At 26.8% G+C, this 15,766-nt stretch carries 25 protein-coding genes; 24 read left to right on the forward strand and 1 reads right to left on the reverse strand.

Annotated elements, in window-relative coordinates:
- Positions 1 to 9: 9 nt before the first annotated feature.
- The 5 genes from IR151_RS18460 (at position 10) to IR151_RS18480 (ending at position 1,420) form a co-directional block, all read left to right on the forward strand.
- On the forward strand, positions 10 to 174 hold the full coding sequence (locus tag IR151_RS18460) for a hypothetical protein (protein ID WP_223195723.1): 165 nt from the start codon (positions 10 to 12) through the stop codon (positions 172 to 174).
- 16 nt (positions 175 to 190) lie between these two features.
- Entirely contained in the window at positions 191 to 403 is a 213-nt protein-coding gene (locus IR151_RS18465) for a hypothetical protein (protein ID WP_227437214.1), read from the forward strand.
- Between the two features lie 11 nt (positions 404 to 414).
- Positions 415 to 564: a hypothetical protein gene (locus IR151_RS18470; RefSeq protein ID WP_227437215.1), complete on the forward strand. Its 150-nt coding sequence runs from the start codon at positions 415 to 417 to the stop codon at positions 562 to 564.
- A gap of 77 nt (positions 565 to 641) precedes the next feature.
- Positions 642 to 875 carry a hypothetical protein gene (locus IR151_RS18475; protein WP_227437217.1) on the forward strand — a complete coding sequence of 78 codons (234 nt, stop codon included), beginning with the start codon at positions 642 to 644 and terminating at the stop codon, positions 873 to 875.
- Positions 876 to 979: 104 nt separating this feature from the next.
- On the forward strand, positions 980 to 1,420 hold the full coding sequence (locus tag IR151_RS18480; RefSeq protein ID WP_227437219.1) for a RinA family protein: 441 nt from the start codon (positions 980 to 982) through the stop codon (positions 1,418 to 1,420).
- A gap of 300 nt (positions 1,421 to 1,720) precedes the next feature.
- On the opposite strand, the gene IR151_RS18485 is transcribed toward IR151_RS18480, so the two are convergent.
- Positions 1,721 to 2,452, reverse strand: coding sequence for a hypothetical protein (locus tag IR151_RS18485; RefSeq protein WP_227437222.1), 732 nt, complete (start codon positions 2,450 to 2,452; stop codon positions 1,721 to 1,723).
- Between the two features lie 214 nt (positions 2,453 to 2,666).
- Between IR151_RS18485 and IR151_RS18490 the strand changes: the two genes are divergently transcribed.
- From IR151_RS18490 to IR151_RS18575, 19 genes are all read left to right on the forward strand, one after another.
- Complete coding sequence (locus IR151_RS18490; protein WP_227437224.1) at positions 2,667 to 3,803, forward strand: Fic family protein; 1,137 nt, start codon at positions 2,667 to 2,669, stop codon at positions 3,801 to 3,803.
- Positions 3,804 to 4,119: 316 nt separating this feature from the next.
- On the forward strand, positions 4,120 to 4,695 hold the full coding sequence (locus IR151_RS18495) for a hypothetical protein (protein WP_227437225.1): 576 nt from the start codon (positions 4,120 to 4,122) through the stop codon (positions 4,693 to 4,695).
- A gap of 10 nt (positions 4,696 to 4,705) precedes the next feature.
- On the forward strand, positions 4,706 to 4,894 hold the full coding sequence (locus tag IR151_RS18500) for a hypothetical protein (RefSeq protein WP_227437227.1): 189 nt from the start codon (positions 4,706 to 4,708) through the stop codon (positions 4,892 to 4,894).
- 252 nt (positions 4,895 to 5,146) lie between these two features.
- Positions 5,147 to 5,350: a BRO family protein gene (locus IR151_RS20295; protein WP_255613048.1), complete on the forward strand. Its 204-nt coding sequence runs from the start codon at positions 5,147 to 5,149 to the stop codon at positions 5,348 to 5,350.
- Complete coding sequence (locus tag IR151_RS18505; protein ID WP_255613049.1) at positions 5,304 to 5,825, forward strand: BRO family protein; 522 nt, start codon at positions 5,304 to 5,306, stop codon at positions 5,823 to 5,825. Before IR151_RS20295 ends, IR151_RS18505 begins: the two co-directional genes overlap by 47 nt.
- Positions 5,826 to 5,839: 14 nt before the next feature.
- Positions 5,840 to 6,382 carry a hypothetical protein gene (locus IR151_RS18510; protein WP_227437229.1) on the forward strand — a complete coding sequence of 181 codons (543 nt, stop codon included), beginning with the start codon at positions 5,840 to 5,842 and terminating at the stop codon, positions 6,380 to 6,382.
- A 3-nt stretch (positions 6,383 to 6,385) separates the two neighbouring features.
- The gene (locus IR151_RS18515) at positions 6,386 to 7,030 is read left to right on the forward strand and encodes a tyrosine-type recombinase/integrase (RefSeq protein ID WP_227437232.1); all 645 of its coding nucleotides are present in this window, start codon (positions 6,386 to 6,388) and stop codon (positions 7,028 to 7,030) included.
- A 203-nt stretch (positions 7,031 to 7,233) separates the two neighbouring features.
- Positions 7,234 to 7,686, forward strand: a complete 453-nt coding sequence (locus tag IR151_RS18520; RefSeq protein ID WP_227437234.1) for a helix-turn-helix domain-containing protein — start codon at positions 7,234 to 7,236, stop codon at positions 7,684 to 7,686.
- Between the two features lie 221 nt (positions 7,687 to 7,907).
- Positions 7,908 to 8,465: a recombinase family protein gene (locus IR151_RS18525; RefSeq protein WP_227437235.1), complete on the forward strand. Its 558-nt coding sequence runs from the start codon at positions 7,908 to 7,910 to the stop codon at positions 8,463 to 8,465.
- A 302-nt stretch (positions 8,466 to 8,767) separates the two neighbouring features.
- Positions 8,768 to 10,507 (forward strand): hypothetical protein, encoded by a 1,740-nt coding sequence (locus tag IR151_RS18530; RefSeq protein WP_227437238.1) that lies wholly within the window; start codon positions 8,768 to 8,770, stop codon positions 10,505 to 10,507.
- Between the two features lie 22 nt (positions 10,508 to 10,529).
- Positions 10,530 to 11,807, forward strand: a complete 1,278-nt coding sequence (locus IR151_RS18535) for a phage portal protein (RefSeq protein WP_227437240.1) — start codon at positions 10,530 to 10,532, stop codon at positions 11,805 to 11,807.
- Positions 11,785 to 12,540, forward strand: a complete 756-nt coding sequence (locus IR151_RS18540; protein WP_227437242.1) for a minor capsid protein — start codon at positions 11,785 to 11,787, stop codon at positions 12,538 to 12,540. Before IR151_RS18535 ends, IR151_RS18540 begins: the two co-directional genes overlap by 23 nt.
- Before the next feature lie 58 nt (positions 12,541 to 12,598).
- Entirely contained in the window at positions 12,599 to 13,201 is a 603-nt protein-coding gene (locus IR151_RS18545) for a DUF4355 domain-containing protein (RefSeq protein WP_227437244.1), read from the forward strand.
- Between the two features lie 20 nt (positions 13,202 to 13,221).
- A complete protein-coding gene (locus tag IR151_RS18550) occupies positions 13,222 to 14,145 on the forward strand; it encodes a hypothetical protein (protein WP_227437246.1) in 924 nt (307 codons plus the stop codon).
- 11 nt (positions 14,146 to 14,156) lie between these two features.
- Positions 14,157 to 14,438, forward strand: a complete 282-nt coding sequence (locus IR151_RS18555) for a Rho termination factor N-terminal domain-containing protein (protein WP_227437248.1) — start codon at positions 14,157 to 14,159, stop codon at positions 14,436 to 14,438.
- Positions 14,431 to 14,802 carry a phage head-tail connector protein gene (locus IR151_RS18560; RefSeq protein ID WP_227437250.1) on the forward strand — a complete coding sequence of 124 codons (372 nt, stop codon included), beginning with the start codon at positions 14,431 to 14,433 and terminating at the stop codon, positions 14,800 to 14,802. The genes IR151_RS18555 and IR151_RS18560 overlap by 8 nt, the downstream gene beginning before the upstream one ends.
- 11 nt (positions 14,803 to 14,813) lie before the next feature.
- Complete coding sequence (locus tag IR151_RS18565; RefSeq protein WP_227437253.1) at positions 14,814 to 15,161, forward strand: hypothetical protein; 348 nt, start codon at positions 14,814 to 14,816, stop codon at positions 15,159 to 15,161.
- On the forward strand, positions 15,161 to 15,517 hold the full coding sequence (locus IR151_RS18570; protein WP_227437254.1) for an HK97 gp10 family phage protein: 357 nt from the start codon (positions 15,161 to 15,163) through the stop codon (positions 15,515 to 15,517). Before IR151_RS18565 ends, IR151_RS18570 begins: the two co-directional genes overlap by 1 nt.
- A gap of 8 nt (positions 15,518 to 15,525) precedes the next feature.
- The coding region (locus IR151_RS18575; protein ID WP_413927374.1) for a DUF6838 family protein at positions 15,526 to 15,766 on the forward strand (241 nt) is incomplete at its 3' end.

The raw sequence follows: 15,766 nt of genomic DNA on the forward strand, positions 1-15,766 counted from the left end.
GTATAGTTCATGAAGAAAATATCACATATGAACATATTAGAAAAAACAGAATTCATTAATAAAATAGCATCAGAAATAAAATCTGAATCTAAGTCAATGAGTAGATATGAATCATTATTAAAAGCAACAGAAGTTGTAAAAGAAATGGAAAAAAGAGAAGAATATATATCTTAAAGAGGAGAATTGAAAAATGGTTAATAGAGAAAAGGAATACATAGTAAAATTCAGAACGAAAGGTACTAAGGTTAGGGGTAAACAGTGTGAAATAGCATTTTCAACTATGGAAAATGCAGAACATTTTTATGAGCACCTTTTAGACTTGAAAGAGAATTATGATATTGAGATTTCAACTAGAATAGTAACTGATAATAGAATCATTAGAATAACTAGAAAAACAGTTTAGGAGAGAGGTCTTTGAAAAAGTTGAAGATAATTGGTGGTAGGGAAAATGAGTGTCCAATTTGTAATGGCAATGTATTTAAGATTGAAACATCAATTGGAATAGTTTGGCAATGTAAAGACTGTGGTTGTATGTATCAAGACTTTAAATGTAAGAAAAATTAAAGGAGGAATTTAAGATGAAAGAAAATATGAAAAGCCTTATTTAACATAGTGAAAATATAAAGAATTTGAAGGAAAGCATGGAAAGTACAATAGATGAGTTAATTAATCTAAATGTTGGAAGTAGTGGAATTGATGTATATAGAAAAATTATGCAAGAAGAAATACATAAAGAAACTATAAATGTATGTAAAGATAGTAAAGAAATAATTATTATCAAGAAAAGAGAAGAAGAAAAAATGCTAAAGGATATAGAAAAAAATGAAAGTAAAATTGAAGATTTTTTTAAGAAAATAGGCTTTGGTAATAAGTAAAATTCAAAAAAGAAAAAGGAGCATTACTTCACGCTCCCGTTTGTCAAAACTCTAAAACTGTCATCACAAAATCATTATAACATAAATGGGAGTGTGAAGTAACATTGGCCAATAAAAAAGATACTTTGTTCAGTAGTACAGAGGGCAAATTATATAGTTATAAAAAAGCAAAAGCAGAAATAGAGAAAATAGGTATCGATATAGAAATAATAAAAAATGACTATAGAGGATGCAGTAGTATTGAAATTAAAGAGAAATCAAGTAGAACATATAACACTAAAAGTGTAGTTGAGATAGAAGTTGAAGAGAAAGAAAGGAAAGTACTATTAAAAGAAAAAGAGAAAAGACATAAGGAATTATTAGTTGAAAAAATAGATAATGCAATGAAGATATTAAGTGAAGAAGAAAAGAAAATAGTCCAATATAAGTATTTTTCAAATAATAGGACATCTTGGGAATATGTCGCTAGAATGATTGGATTTTCAACAAGTAAGTGTAAACAGATGAGAATAGAGATTATAGATAAGATAAAAGGATTACTTTGAAATACATTATTTATAATTAGTAAAAATAAAATTTATAATATAGATAATTAAAAATAATATAAAAATTTATTATTGCTAGTTATTATTTTATATCAGTTGAAGGATAAGAAAAATGCTCAAGATTTATGTAAATAAGATACTTTTGTAAATCTTGAGCATTTTAATGTTTATAAATTAAATGGAAGAAGCTATTTATAGTGACTATATTGTGTAAATAGTCTTAAGATTACTAGAAGAAGTAAAGAAATACATCTTATATGTACTAGAGTATAAAAGAGATTGGAATCAAAGTCGAGTAAATTAATTAGAATTATTTTTATTCATATTTAAACTATTCAAATTGTTTTCCCAGTTTTTTATCTCCTTTTTAATTTCTTCACTTAAAGTATTACTTGAAGACATTTTCTTTAATTTATCGTTCAAGGATTTCTTTTGTTCCTCTGAAAGATCTGTTTTTATTGTAGGATCAATAATATCTATTACATCTTTTACATCAAAATCAACAAATTTGCACAATTCTTCTAAATGATCAATTAGAAAATCTAGACCTTCATATGACCATTCTTTATAATTTTTCCCGTTCTTTAATATGAATTCATTAACTTCATAACTTTGATTTGCTAATTCAAAGAATGAACCTGAAGGATCCATTATATCATTTATAGAGTTTTCATAGTTAACAATATTAATTTGTCTTATTAATTTCTCTTTTTCTGTTAAGTTACTATAATTCTTGTTAACAAAAGCAACTAATCCAAATTCAAAATTTAAAATTGAATCTTTACGCTGTTTTACTGAATCTTCTCCAAATTCTCTAAGACCTTCTAAATTTTTATCAATGGCCTTGTCTCTAATCTCTATTAATTGTTCTATACTTAAATCTTCTAAGTTTTTAGGCACTATTTCTTCATTATTTTTAGTAACTTCTTTTAATTTATCATTTGTATTTCTATTATTGAAAACAAATATAGCAGTGAATAAACTTAAAACTATTACCAATATAATTAAACTTATGTTTTTCTTATTTAGCATATTAATCCTCCTTTATGGCAATGTATATATAATTATAACGAAGAATGAATTGATTTTTAGACACTTTTATATAATCTTTAAAAATTTTATATATTAAGTAGGACTTGATTGCAATTAACAGAAATAAAACTATAACTTATAAAATAAACAATCAAAAATGGTGTAAAAACTAATACTTTTTGTTAATATTAATAGATAAAGATAAACTAAGGTGGTGATTAAACTGACAATAGAAGAATACAAAAATAAATACTCTACTGGAAATAAGATTATACTTTCCTTAAAGAGTTTTGATGATAAAGAACTATACTATCATGAAACTTATAACATATTAAATTCAATAGATGAAATAGATAGATTAACATCAAGCAAGATATTTAAAATAATAGAAGATAAAAATGATTTAGCCTTAGAGTCTTATTATTCTAGTGTAATTGAAGGTGCCTTTTCAACTAGAAAGATTGCAAAATCTATAATTAGAGGAAAGATGAAACCAAGTAATAAAAGTGAGTACATGATTTACAATAATCATAGAGCCTTAGAATATGGATTAGATAATTTAGATAAGTTATATAGTCACAAATTTATATATGACTTACATCATATATTGGGTGAAAACTGCTTGGATTCAGAAGAATATGAGTATAGAACTGAAAAAGTATATGTATGTGATTCAAAAGGTGAAATTATACATACAGGACTGGATCCTTTGGAAATATATAATTTTATGGATGAATTAATAACTTTTATGGAAAATAGTAAGGTAAATGATTTAGTAAAGAGTGCAATAATTCATTTCTATTTTGTATATGTTCATCCTTTTAGTGATGGTAATGGAAGAACATCAAGAGCCTTATCTTATCTATATTTAATTGATAAAGGATATGATACTTTCAAGGAGTTTTCAATATCATATATGATATCTAAAAACAGAACTAAGTATTATAAGGCTATACTAGATGTAGAGAATAAGGGATATAATTTAACTGTATTTATAGAGTTCATGTTAAAGTCCATAATACAGTCTATAAATGAAATGAGAGACATGCATGATAGAAAGTCTTTAGAGAGTGTATTGAAAGAAGAGTTATTTGAAAATGATATTACTCTATCAGCAACAGAAGAACATATATTAAAATATATCTGTAGTAAAGATAACTATTCTATGACATTGGAAAACTATATTAAAAAGAATAAAAGTAGATACTTAAAGGCTGGAATAAAGGAAATTGAATTAGTTGACCAGTTGATGGAAGTGCTTAATAATCTTGAAGAAATAGAACTTTTATCAAGAGAAAAGGACGTATATAAAGTTAATGAGAAGTACTTAAAAATGCTTGAAATAAGTTAAATTGATAGTATATAAAAATAGAAAATGTACATGGATATATAATAATAAACCCTCTAAGAATGAGTTTTCTTAGAGGGTTTTATTTTTTACTCTTAAAATAAAAAAGATTTTTATTTTGTCCAAAATTCATTTTATTATGCGTTGTATATATAAATAGACTTCTAAAGGAGGATTAAATTATGATACTAAATAAAAATATTATGAAATCGGACAGAGTTTGACTGTGAAGTTAAGCAAAAGAGTATTTTTAATATAACTAACAGGTTATATGCAATTGTTTGTAGAATAAATATTTAAGTAAAGGTGGTAAAATATTATGTTAAAGAAAAAAATAATAAGTTTTTTAATGGCAGGAATCTTTGTTTTATCTAGTGGATACAATTTGGTTTATGCATCTACTTTTGAAGATAATGAATACAAACAAGAACTTGTTGATGAAAACGAATTTACTATTATTGATAGTAATGAAAATGAAATGATTGTAGATAAAAAAGGTAATAACACTTATGTTTCAACAAAAGTTACGCCTGGTAGTTGGAAAAATGTTAAATATATAGGTCAAAAATCACGTAAACTAAGTTCTCCTTATACAAGAGAAAGAATTATCCAAACTATTCAATGGGGATTAGGTTATCTTTCTGGAGGGTCATCTTTTTTATTAGGTTTAGCTGAGAGTATTTATAGAGAAAAAGTATATGATATTACTAAATATGGAGGCGTATATACAAAAACATATTATAGAAGACAAATAACTGACATTAGAAACAGTCATGCTAATGTTCCTGTTCCATACAGATATGAATATGTTACATATTTTTATAGTTCATCTAACTTTAAAAAAGTTGTATATACTGAAAGAGTAGGAGATGGTATAAAACTAGCAAATAACTAGGAGGAAATATATGAATAATAAGAAAAAAGCATTCTTGATTTCTGGCGCTATAAACGTAATTTTATTAATCATTGTTTTTGCATTGTTTAGTTATAACATTATAGAAAATAGTACAAGAAATATGATAATAACTGTGATTCTAATTTTTATTTTTGAAATTATAAAAATAAAGATACTAGAGAAATATTATAATCTATAAACAAGAAATATCTTTCCTAAGAGCATATTGTAAAGTATGCTCTTAATTTAGTTATATAAATTTAAATGTAAATAATGTCTTTTTTATAGACGATTTATGTACGATTTGTGACCGATTTGTGTACGATTTATGTCTTTTAATCATGATAATATTGTATTATGAAAAAATATATTTAATAAAAAATGGCTTGGAATTTATATTCTAGGTCTTTTTTTATATAAAAATTCAATCATTAGACTAGGAGGGCGTAGTATGTTGAAAGTTTTGCAAGAGAAAAATATAAGAATGATATGGTCAAAGGATGGTAGTGAGGTTTGGTTTAATGCAAATGATGTAGGAGAAGAATTAGGCATAGTAAATATTCGTGATACTTTAAGAAATATAGATAGAGAATATAAAAAGAAATTTAATGAGTCTACTGTCGGAGATTCCGACACTAGAAATTTTAAAAAGTAAATTGCCAAACTTTGGTACCATATTCATTACAGAAGAAGCAGTATATAATATGTCATTTAGAAGTAATAAACCAGAAGCAAAACTATTTACAAAGTGGGTTTCTAAAGTACTTAAACAAATTAGAATACATGGTTATTATATTGCTACAGAAAAAGACCAAGAATGGATAAACATAAGAACAGAAGGCAAAAAAGTAAGAAAAGACTTCACAGATGAAATACAAGAGTTTGTTTATTATGCTCTTAGTCAAGGGAGTAATAAGCCTCAAATGTATTATAAACATTTCACTGAACTTGTAAGAAAAAAACTAGGAATACCAAAAGATGTAAAAAGAGATGAGTTAAATCAAAGTGAATTGTTTGATATACAAGCACTCGAAAGAGTTATTTCTATGAAGTTACCTAAGTTAATAGACAAAGATATGAACTATAAAGAGATATATAGGAAAATTAAAGAATTAATAGATATAATTTAATGCTATCTAAATAGATGGTATTTTTTTATGCAATAAAACAAGTATTTTTAAAAGAGGTGTTTGAAATTAAACGAGATATAACAGAGGAAATTTTAAGTGCTGCATATATACCATATAATCTAAAGTATTATGACAATGTAATGAGAGAAACTCCAGGTATGTATGGAAGGGAATGTTCTTTAGACTTTATAAAGAAAAAACAAGAAAAACTCCTGAAACTAAAAAAGAAGGTTAAAAGTAACTATCATTCCAAGATTGATAAGTTAGATTTGTATTTAAAAGTTTTAGAAGAAAGTATAATTGATGAATCTGATCATGTTGAATTAGTTACGTTTAAGTTATATTTGCAGTTAGAAAATGTGGTGAAAGTAACTAGAACTGTAAATGACTTAGGATTTAGAATAAAGACCAGTACTTATTCAAAAGAGAGAAGATACACTACAAATGATATAACCTCTATAATTACAGATTCTTTTGCTAATGTAGATGAAGATTTAAAAATGTTAGTTCAAGAGAGACAAAGAAAAAATTACTATGGGAATAAGGAGTGTTTTTAATGAATGGAAGCACATAAAGGACAAAAAGTTAATCCTATAAAAGATATTGAAGATGTATTTAGACTTTTAAATTTTTTAGAGGAATGGAATGAAAGAAATTACTTGTTAGCTCTATTTGGAATGTGTACTGGACTTAGAATAGGGGATATATTAGCACTTAAAGTCGCAGATGTAACAGATGTAAAATTAGATAAAAAAGGGAAGAAGATAAGAGTATCTAAGGATTGGATTAGAGTTATAGAGGAAAAAAGAGACTATGATAGAGAAGTTTTCTTATCTGATGTAATAAAGGGGGCTATAGAAAACTATACTCAAGATAAACCTGGAGAGGAGTTCTTATTTAAAAGCGGTAAGAGAAAAAAGTTTAATAGACCTATTCAAACAAGGCAAGCAGGAAGAATAATAAAAGGAGCAGCAGAAAAGGTAGGGATTAAAGAAAATGTTGCAACACACTCTTTAAGAAAGACATTTGCAAGACATATTTATGATGAGGAAGAAAATAAGACTTATGCTTTAGAACTTATAAGAAAGATATTAGGCCATAAGACTATAGAAGTAACAAGACGATATATTGGAATAGATAAAGAAGAAGAAGTAAAAGCAATAACTAAATTTACTAATAAATTAAAGAAAAGAAAAAGAGATTAGAATTGTTGTAAATTAGATCTAAATTTCATATGTTACGTTTTTCAGCAATAGGACATTACAAAAGTGTAAAGGCCTTTAATAATAGAATTTCCAAAGAATAGAATAGATTTATTAAGAAGTCTGAAAATGTATATTGAAGGTCATTTTTAGAGAGGTTAAAACAAATGTATATGTAATAGATATTTAAGTAAAGGAGTGATTTCTTGAGTGAAAAAGATGTTGATATAGTTAATACAGGATATAGAAGATTAGAAGAATTAAATCAAGAAGAATCAAAGTTAGTATCTCTCTTGATTTCAGGCTTTAACGTGACAGATGCTGCTAACTTAATTGGTATCAGTAGACAAACTGTTTATAACTGGATGAATAGAGAACATGTTAGGAAAGAAATGGACAGGCGTAAGCAAGAGCTGGCAAGCCAGGGGAACTCAATAATATTAAAAGATATAGAATCCTATGTTAATAATATTAAGGCATTGGCCAAAGATAATAGTGATAAGAGAGTAATGTTAGCAGCCAATCAATATCTTATAAATCGTATTTATGGTAATCCTACAAATACAGTTATACAAGAAGATAATGGTAATGGTATGGAAACTGGTGAAACAGAAATAGAAGCAGCCATAGCTAAGATAAGAATAAGAACAAAAAAATAATTCTTAATAAGCATTATTTTGATTAAAAAACTACCATTTTACAAATATTTATTGTAAAAATAAAGCATGGTATAAATTTACATTGTAATATATGTATTTTGGTGTAAAAATAAAATCAAAATCTTAATTAATTTACAAAAAGCACGATAAGTCTTTGACTCTAATTTTACATTTATGCTATAATATTATTTATAGAGTAAACATAGGTGGAGGGGTCAAAGATGGTAGTAGGTTATATGAGAGTTTCAACAGCAGAACAAAATGAAGATAGACAATTAGTTACAATGAAAAAGCATAATGTAGAAAAAATATATCAGGAGAAAATAAGTGCCAAAGATACTAAAAGATCACAACTAAATGCAATGTTAGATTTTGTAAGAGAAGGAGATGCAATAATTGTACATGATTTTAGTAGACTTGCTAGAAGTACTAAAGACCTATTAGAAATAGTTGAGCTCTTAGAAAAGAAACATGTAAAGTTAATTAGTGATAAAGAAAATTTAGATACAAGTACACCTACAGGAAAACTTATGCTTACAATGCTTGGTGCAATATATGAATTTGAGAGAACAAACATGCTAGAAAGACAAAGAGAAGGTATTGCTATAGCTAAAGAACAGGGTAAATACAAAGGACGTAAAGAAGTTAAGATAGAGAACTTTGGTAGTTATTATGATAGATATAAGGCTAGAGAACTTAATAAGACTCAATTGGCTAAAGAATTGGGAGTAAGTAGACCAACATTAGATAGATTAATAAAGAGCCATGAGAGTAACTAAAAAGAGCAATATATATGCTAAGTTAATTTTAGTGGGGCAAATTCATAGAATTATGCCCTTTAATTATGTCTGAAATAATTATAAATAACTGTTTTTAAGTATAGGGGGTATCCTTCTATTTCAAAAAAAGTATTTTTTATAGAAAATGAGTTCTGGAAATTTTCTAGCAAAATTTAAAAACCAGAGATACATCTTGAAGAAGGTGATTTTATTATAGAGAAAATTATATTGTTCATTTTATTAATTATATTATTAGCTGAACCTAACAAGAAAATAGAAGAGATAAAAGGATGTAAATACGAGTGGATAATTTAGAAAGAAATATACAACTTATATTTAGTTATCTAGCAAAGACTTTTATAAGAAATGGAGCAGCAATAAAAGATGCTGAAAATGAAGCAAATGTACTTATAAAGTCTAATGCAAATAATCTTTTTGGTGTTAATGGCCTTGCTTATCAACTTGGGAAAATAAATTTAGAATTTTTCTGTATGTACTTTATGCAAGATACCTATCTGCCAAAAGAAGATAATGCTGCTGCACCTATAGCTAAAGTTCATCATGAGTTATGGGAAGACATACAAGAATCTATAATTGGAGATGGGTCACAACAATTAGGAAGAATTTATCCAAGAGGTACAGGTAAAAGTGCATTTGGAGATTTGGCAACAACTGTATGGTCACACTGTTATAAACATAAAATGTACACATTAATTTGTTCAGATATAGGTTCTACAGCAGAAAAATTTGTAAAAGATATAAAGAATGCTTTACTTGAAAATGAGTATATCAAAAAAGCATTTGGAGTACTTTTAAATGACAATGATAGAAAATACATTTGTAATAGTACTCAATTAGAATTAACTAATAAAACCTTTATTGAAGCAATATCATCTTCATCACCAATGAGAGGAAGAAAATACAATAATAATCGTCCTGATCTTATCATACTTGATGACTATCAGTCAGAGGAAAATGTTAGAACAGAAGATGCTAGAGAAAAAAAGTTTAAAAGATTTTCTGATGACGTAAAATATGCTGCACAAAAACCAGTTATAAGAAATGGTAAAACTATAAAAAGAGGAACAACTTTTATAGCATTAGGAACTTTGCAACATAAAGAATGTTTCTATAGTAGGCTAAAGAATTTACCAACATGGAAGTTTAAATGTGAAAAAGGAGTTTTAGTCGATAATGTAGATGAATTATTTAATTCTGGTTTATGGCTTAATTTCAAAGAGTTGTTATTTGATTTCAAAAATACAAATCATCTTGAAGATGCTAAAGAGTTTTACTGGGATAATGAAAAAGAAATGAAATTTCCTATATTGTGGCCAAGTTTTTGGGATTGTTTAGATATGGCTTTAAGTTATTATGAAAACCCAACCTCTTTTAAACAGGAAGTACAAAATGATGTAAATTCGATAGGTGAAAAATGGTTTAAAACAGTAAGAACTGAATCTAGGGAATGTATTGAAACACATAACTTCAAAAAGACAATGCTATTATGTGATCCAGCATCTGCTGGTGGGTCTAAACATGACTATAGTGCTTTTCTTGTTGGGAGTGAGTCAGATAATGGTTTACTATATGGGAGATTAGCAGAACTAGCTAAAATAAATGCTAGAACTGATTTTGATAAATATATAGACCATATGATTTATTTATTAAAAGTGTATCCAGATATAACACATGTTTATATAGAAAAAAATACATTTAATGGTGCAGATGCTAATCAATTAGAACTTAAAATAAAAAATGATGATATTCTTTACTACAGAGATATAGAAATCATTAATGAGCACCAAAAGAAAAACAAAGATGATAAAATCTCTACTTTAATACCTGTTTTAAATAAAGGTCAAATGATTTTTGCAGAAGAAGATAAGGAATTTATACAGCAAATCCTTGATTTTACAGGACAAAAGTACTCTCTACATGATGATGCACCAGATATATCAGCAGAATTTATAAATAGGATTTTTAATATTAAAGTAAATGAAAGTATTACACTATTAGATAGAAGAAATTTAGGTCTTTGATTGTATGGAGGTGATGCATTAAGTGAAAATAGATTTAAATTTATTAAGAGAGATATATGATGACTGGAGTTTAAAAAAGCAAGAATACAACACTATGTATAAGTATTATAAATGTGAAACAGATGCTATTAGTAACTATAAAATGGTTACCAAGAGGTCTAATAATAAGATAAACACTAATTTCTTAAAAAAGTTTATTAATGAAGAAGTCGCTTATTCTCTTGCAAATAAAATTACCTATACAAGCAGATTGGGTGATGAGAAGATTATAAATGATTTAGAATACTATACTTGCCATTGGAGTAAAAAGCATGATTCAGATTTATTGAGATATACACTATTATTTGGATTTTGTTATGAACTTTACTATGTAAAAAACAATGAAATGAAAGTAAGAATAATAAAACCAACAGATGGCTGTCATTATGAAAATGAAGATGGAGAGATTATCTATTTTTTTAGAGAATTTAAAAAAGATTTTAAAGATGATATTTATATAGATATATATGATAAAGAATACATATATCATTTTGATTCAAATTTCAAAGAAGTTGAAAGCCCTACAGTAAATAATATATTTGATGGCAATGTGCCAATATCAATTTGCAAAAGAAGTGAAGAACTAGGAAAAAATACAATATTTAATGATATAAAAGGGTTACAAGATGCTTATGAAACTAATTTAAGTGATATAAGTAATGAAATTAGTGATTTTAGAAATGCTTATTTAACCTTCTCTGGATGTAATATTAAAGAAGAAGATTTGCCAAGGATGAAAGAACTTGGAATACTTCAAGTTAATGGAGATGGAAAAATAGAGTGGCTTATTAAAGACATGAATGATACATTTGTTCAAAATACACTATCTTCAATAAAAGAAAATATGTATGAAATTACATCTCATATAAATCACAATGAGAAAATGCAAAGTAATACATCAAGCCTAGCAGTTATAGCAAGATTAATAAGTACTGAATGGATTTGTAGTCAAAATAATGATAGTATTGCAGATACTTTATCTAATAGACATAAACTATTATGTATTTGGCTTAATAAGAAATATGGTTTTGACTATGATTATAAAGATATTAAGGCTAAATTTACCCCTAAGATACCACGTGATGATTTAGTTGTAGCAAATATATTAAGTCAACTTGGAGATAAATTATCTACTGAAACCGGATTATCTCAACTAAGTTTTATTGATAATCCTCACGCAGAAATGGAAAAGTCTAAAAAAGAACAGGAAATAGTTTCAGAGGGAGAGATATTATTAGATGAATCAAAAGATTATAACTAAATTGACTGAAGATATATATAAATCTGCTGAAAATAGGACAAAACCATTTTATAAGTATCAAAGAGAAAACAGAGATAAACTTCTACTAGAAATAGCAAAGATATTGCTAACACATGATATTATCAATGAATATTTAAATATTAATAATAAAGATAAGAAAAATCTAAGGTCAAAACTTAATAAAATTATAAATGAGTATTCTAACAATTATGATGAAGAAGTCAAGGATATAGAAACTATTTTATCTGATTCATCTAAGAATAAATATTCAAATTTGATAATTTTATTGGGAGTAATACTGAAGATAGAAGATATGAACAATAAAGTTATAAATAAGATAGTGAATAATAAGGTTGATGGAAAACATTGGAGTGACAGGCTTTGGAATAATAAAAAAGGTATAGAAGAATCTCTTAAAAAAGAAATAAAGAATTTTTTAAATGGAAAAACTTCTGTAAATAAAATAGAGAAAATAATAAGAGATAAATATTCAACTGGAGCAAGTCAAACAAGAAGGTTAGTAGAATCTGAAGTATCTAGATGCCAAAATGAAGTGAATGAGTACTTCTTTAAAACCCAAGGTATTATAAAAGTAATGTACTGTGCTGATTTAGATTCTAGAACATGTAATGATTGTAGTATGTATAATGGTCTAACTTTTTATGTAAATGAATCAAGACCTTCATTACCACAACATTGTTATTGTAGATGTGAATATATACCTATTCTTTAACACATATTGATTTGATATGTGTATTTGTTATGTTTAAATTTATAAAAAGGAGAAAAATATGCAAAAAAGAGAAATGATAGAGCTATTACAAAATATAGAAGACGAATCAGAGATAGATTCTTTATTAGAGAATTTAGACTTGTTTAAGTCAAAAGAACTTAAAATACCTACGATAGATGAATTTAAATCCTTAATTTTAAGTGATTCAAACTTTAAGTCTTTTATGGATAAAGAAAACAGTAAATATTATAGTGAAAAGTTAGAGCGTTTCAAGAAAAATGATATGCAAACACTTATAAATGCTGAAGTTCTAAAAAGGACTTCTACAAATGAAACAGAGGAACAAAAGGCTATAAGGGAACTAAATGAAAAATTGGATAGATTAGAAAAAGAAAAAAGACACACAGAAATGATTTCTAAATATAAGGATATTTTAGTTGAAAAGAAAATACCTACAAACTTAATTGAATATCTACTATCTGATGATGATGAAAAAACAAATGCAAATATAGATATCTTTGAAAACTCAATGAAGCAATATATCCAGCCTAGAGTAGATGAAAGGATTAAAGATGGTTCATATACACCACCTGGAAAAGAAGGCGATAATGAACTATCAGAGGTTAGAAAGCAGATAAAACAAGGTTTAAATAGTTTCTAAAAAAGAGGAGGATTTTATAAATGGCTAATGTATTACAATATGTAACGCTTTTTCAACAAGAATTAGATTCACAAATAGTGGTAGGTTCAACTACTGGATGGATGGAGAAAAACTCTGGTCAAGTTATATATGATGGAGGTAGAGAAGTAAAGATTCCTAAGGTATCTATGGATGGTTTAGGAGATTATGATAGATCTAAAGGATATGCTCCAGGAGCAATAACACTTGAGTATGAAACTAGAAGAATGGAAATGGATAGAAGTAGAGAGTTTATGCTTGATTCAATGGATGTAAATGAAACAAACTTTGTTGTAAATGCCTCTTCTGTAATGGGATTATTTCAAAAGCAACATGTTATACCAGAAATAGATGCATATAGATACTCAAAGATATTTTCAGAAGTTTCTAAGGTTGATGAGCGTGTAAAATATTCTTATGAAGCATCTGCTGCAACAGTCTTAAGTGAATTAAAATATCAAATAGCATCAATTCAAGATTCAACTGGTGATATACCTCTTATTATTAGTATGTCTAGTGTAGTGGCAAGTATCTTAGAACAGTCTACTCAACTTGATGATATTGAATTTGGTGATGGAGATATAAAAAGAATTGTAAAATCTATAGATAATGTACCTATAATAAAAGTTCCATCAAAAAGAATGAAAACAGAATATATATTCATGGATGGGAAAACATCTGGTCAGACAGCAGGAGGTTTTAAGGAAGGGCCAAAAGCACTAGATATAAACTGTTTAATAACTCCATCATCTGCTCCAATTGCAATATCTAAGACAGATAAACCAAGAATATTCACTCCAGATCAAAATCAATCAGCTGATGCCTATAAAATAGATTATAGAAAGTATCATGATTTATGGCTATTAGATGAACCAATAAAACTTTGTAGAGCATGTGTAAAACAAGCAAAGGCTACTCAAGAGTAGAGGTGAAATAAATGTTTGTATTAAAAAAAGATAACGTTATTAGACTTGCTAATAATGAATATGAAAGTAATAATTTAGCATCAAAGGGATTTAAAATATATTTAGAAGAAGTGACTAAAGAGAATATTGATAAAAAAGAGGAAAAAATCGAAAAAGTTAAATCAATCTCTAATGATTTGTTTAATCTATCTAAACCAGAACTTATGGAAATTGCTAAAGGTAAAAATATAAAGGGATATTCAACTAAAACTAAAGAAGAATTAATCCAATTACTAGATGAGTACAATGCTTGATAGTATTAAGTTAATTTTAGGAATAGAAAATGATAGATATGATAAATTAATAATCCTTTATATAAATAAAATAAGTGAAATGGTTTTAGAATATTGTTCTAGACAGGAATTAAGTATAGCACTAGAAGGGTTTGTGGAAGAAAAAGTAATATCAATATTATCTTCAAGATTTGAGGAACTTAAGAAAAACAGTGGACTTGATAATCTAGAAAAAAACTTAAAAGCTATAACTAGAGGTGATACAAAAATAGAATATAATACTTTAACATTGCAAACTGCTGAAAATAGCATAAGTTCATCATCTTTTTTAACTGATGCTGATAAAAAATTTCTAAGTCCATTTTGTGTTGTTAATATGTACTAAGGGGTGATTAAGTGACAGAGGCAGATATATTAGAAATGACCTATCTTGATAAAATAACTATCATCAGAAAGTCAAAAGGTTGGAATCAAGAAACATGTTCTAATGATTTTAGTAATATTATTATAGCTGAGAATATCCCATGTGCAATTTCAAGAAAAGAAGAAGCCATTGTAAGTGGCGATATTGGAGTTATAGTCATAAATAGAAAGTTATTTTGTAGACCAGAAGTAGATATAAAAACAGGCGACACTATAAATGCAACTTATAGTCATGGAGAAGAAGCTATATTTAAGGTTTCTAAGGCAAATATATATCCAAGCCATATGGAAATAACTATTACAGAAGCGGAGAGAATATAATGGGAATAGATAATTTAGGAGTTTTTGAAGCATTAGCCTTAGATTTAAAGTTAAATGCATCAAATTTTAATAGAAAAATCAAGAAGTTTACAAAAGAAACTGGGCAAGAACTAGCAGAAAATATAAGAGATGAAACACCTGTGAGAACTGAAAAGTTAAAAAATGGATGGGGAGAAAATCAGCCTGAATATGATACTTATATTGTTGAAGATAAGGTTGAATATGCTACTTTAGTAAATGATGGCCATTCAACTAAAAATGGTGGCATTGTCCCTGGTTCTTTTATGGTTGAAAAGGGAATTGAAAAAACAAAAGAAAATATGACAAGCGCAAAAGCAAATTTATTTGATTGGTAGGTGATTGGTTGCTTACAAACAGAGATATTATAATAGCAGTTAATGAAAGAATAGAAAATGAGTTTAGAGATACAGATATTTTTATTAATGAGGATAATATACAAGGCTTTGAGGAGGCTTGTTTTTTTGTGCAACTTTTATCTGTTTCTAATAATATTGCAAATAAAGTTTTAGATACTAAAAAGATATTCATAGATATTGAATATTATCAAAGAGCTAGAAAAAATAAACTAAATCTATATGACATAC

Source organism: Clostridioides sp. ES-S-0006-03 (assembly GCF_020662275.1).
Lineage (GTDB): Bacteria > Bacillota > Clostridia > Peptostreptococcales > Peptostreptococcaceae > Clostridioides.

Coding starts and splice junctions, on each gene's coding strand:
- IR151_RS18460 (WP_223195723.1), top strand. CDS start 10: ATGAAGAAAATATCACATATGAACATATTAGAAAAAACAGAATTCATT.
- IR151_RS18465 (WP_227437214.1), top strand. CDS start 191: ATGGTTAATAGAGAAAAGGAATACATAGTAAAATTCAGAACGAAAGGT.
- IR151_RS18475 (WP_227437217.1), top strand. CDS start 642: ATGGAAAGTACAATAGATGAGTTAATTAATCTAAATGTTGGAAGTAGT.
- IR151_RS18485 (WP_227437222.1), bottom strand. CDS start 2,452: ATGCTAAATAAGAAAAACATAAGTTTAATTATATTGGTAATAGTTTTA.
- IR151_RS18495 (WP_227437225.1), top strand. CDS start 4,120: ATGTTAAAGAAAAAAATAATAAGTTTTTTAATGGCAGGAATCTTTGTT.
- IR151_RS18500 (WP_227437227.1), top strand. CDS start 4,706: ATGAATAATAAGAAAAAAGCATTCTTGATTTCTGGCGCTATAAACGTA.
- IR151_RS20295 (WP_255613048.1), top strand. CDS start 5,147: ATGTTGAAAGTTTTGCAAGAGAAAAATATAAGAATGATATGGTCAAAG.
- IR151_RS18505 (WP_255613049.1), top strand. CDS start 5,304: ATGAGTCTACTGTCGGAGATTCCGACACTAGAAATTTTAAAAAGTAAA.
- IR151_RS18510 (WP_227437229.1), top strand. CDS start 5,840: ATGGTATTTTTTTATGCAATAAAACAAGTATTTTTAAAAGAGGTGTTT.
- IR151_RS18515 (WP_227437232.1), top strand. CDS start 6,386: ATGGAAGCACATAAAGGACAAAAAGTTAATCCTATAAAAGATATTGAA.
- IR151_RS18525 (WP_227437235.1), top strand. CDS start 7,908: ATGGTAGTAGGTTATATGAGAGTTTCAACAGCAGAACAAAATGAAGAT.
- IR151_RS18540 (WP_227437242.1), top strand. CDS start 11,785: ATGAATCAAAAGATTATAACTAAATTGACTGAAGATATATATAAATCT.
- IR151_RS18545 (WP_227437244.1), top strand. CDS start 12,599: ATGCAAAAAAGAGAAATGATAGAGCTATTACAAAATATAGAAGACGAA.
- IR151_RS18550 (WP_227437246.1), top strand. CDS start 13,222: ATGGCTAATGTATTACAATATGTAACGCTTTTTCAACAAGAATTAGAT.
- IR151_RS18555 (WP_227437248.1), top strand. CDS start 14,157: ATGTTTGTATTAAAAAAAGATAACGTTATTAGACTTGCTAATAATGAA.
- IR151_RS18560 (WP_227437250.1), top strand. CDS start 14,431: ATGCTTGATAGTATTAAGTTAATTTTAGGAATAGAAAATGATAGATAT.
- IR151_RS18570 (WP_227437254.1), top strand. CDS start 15,161: ATGGGAATAGATAATTTAGGAGTTTTTGAAGCATTAGCCTTAGATTTA.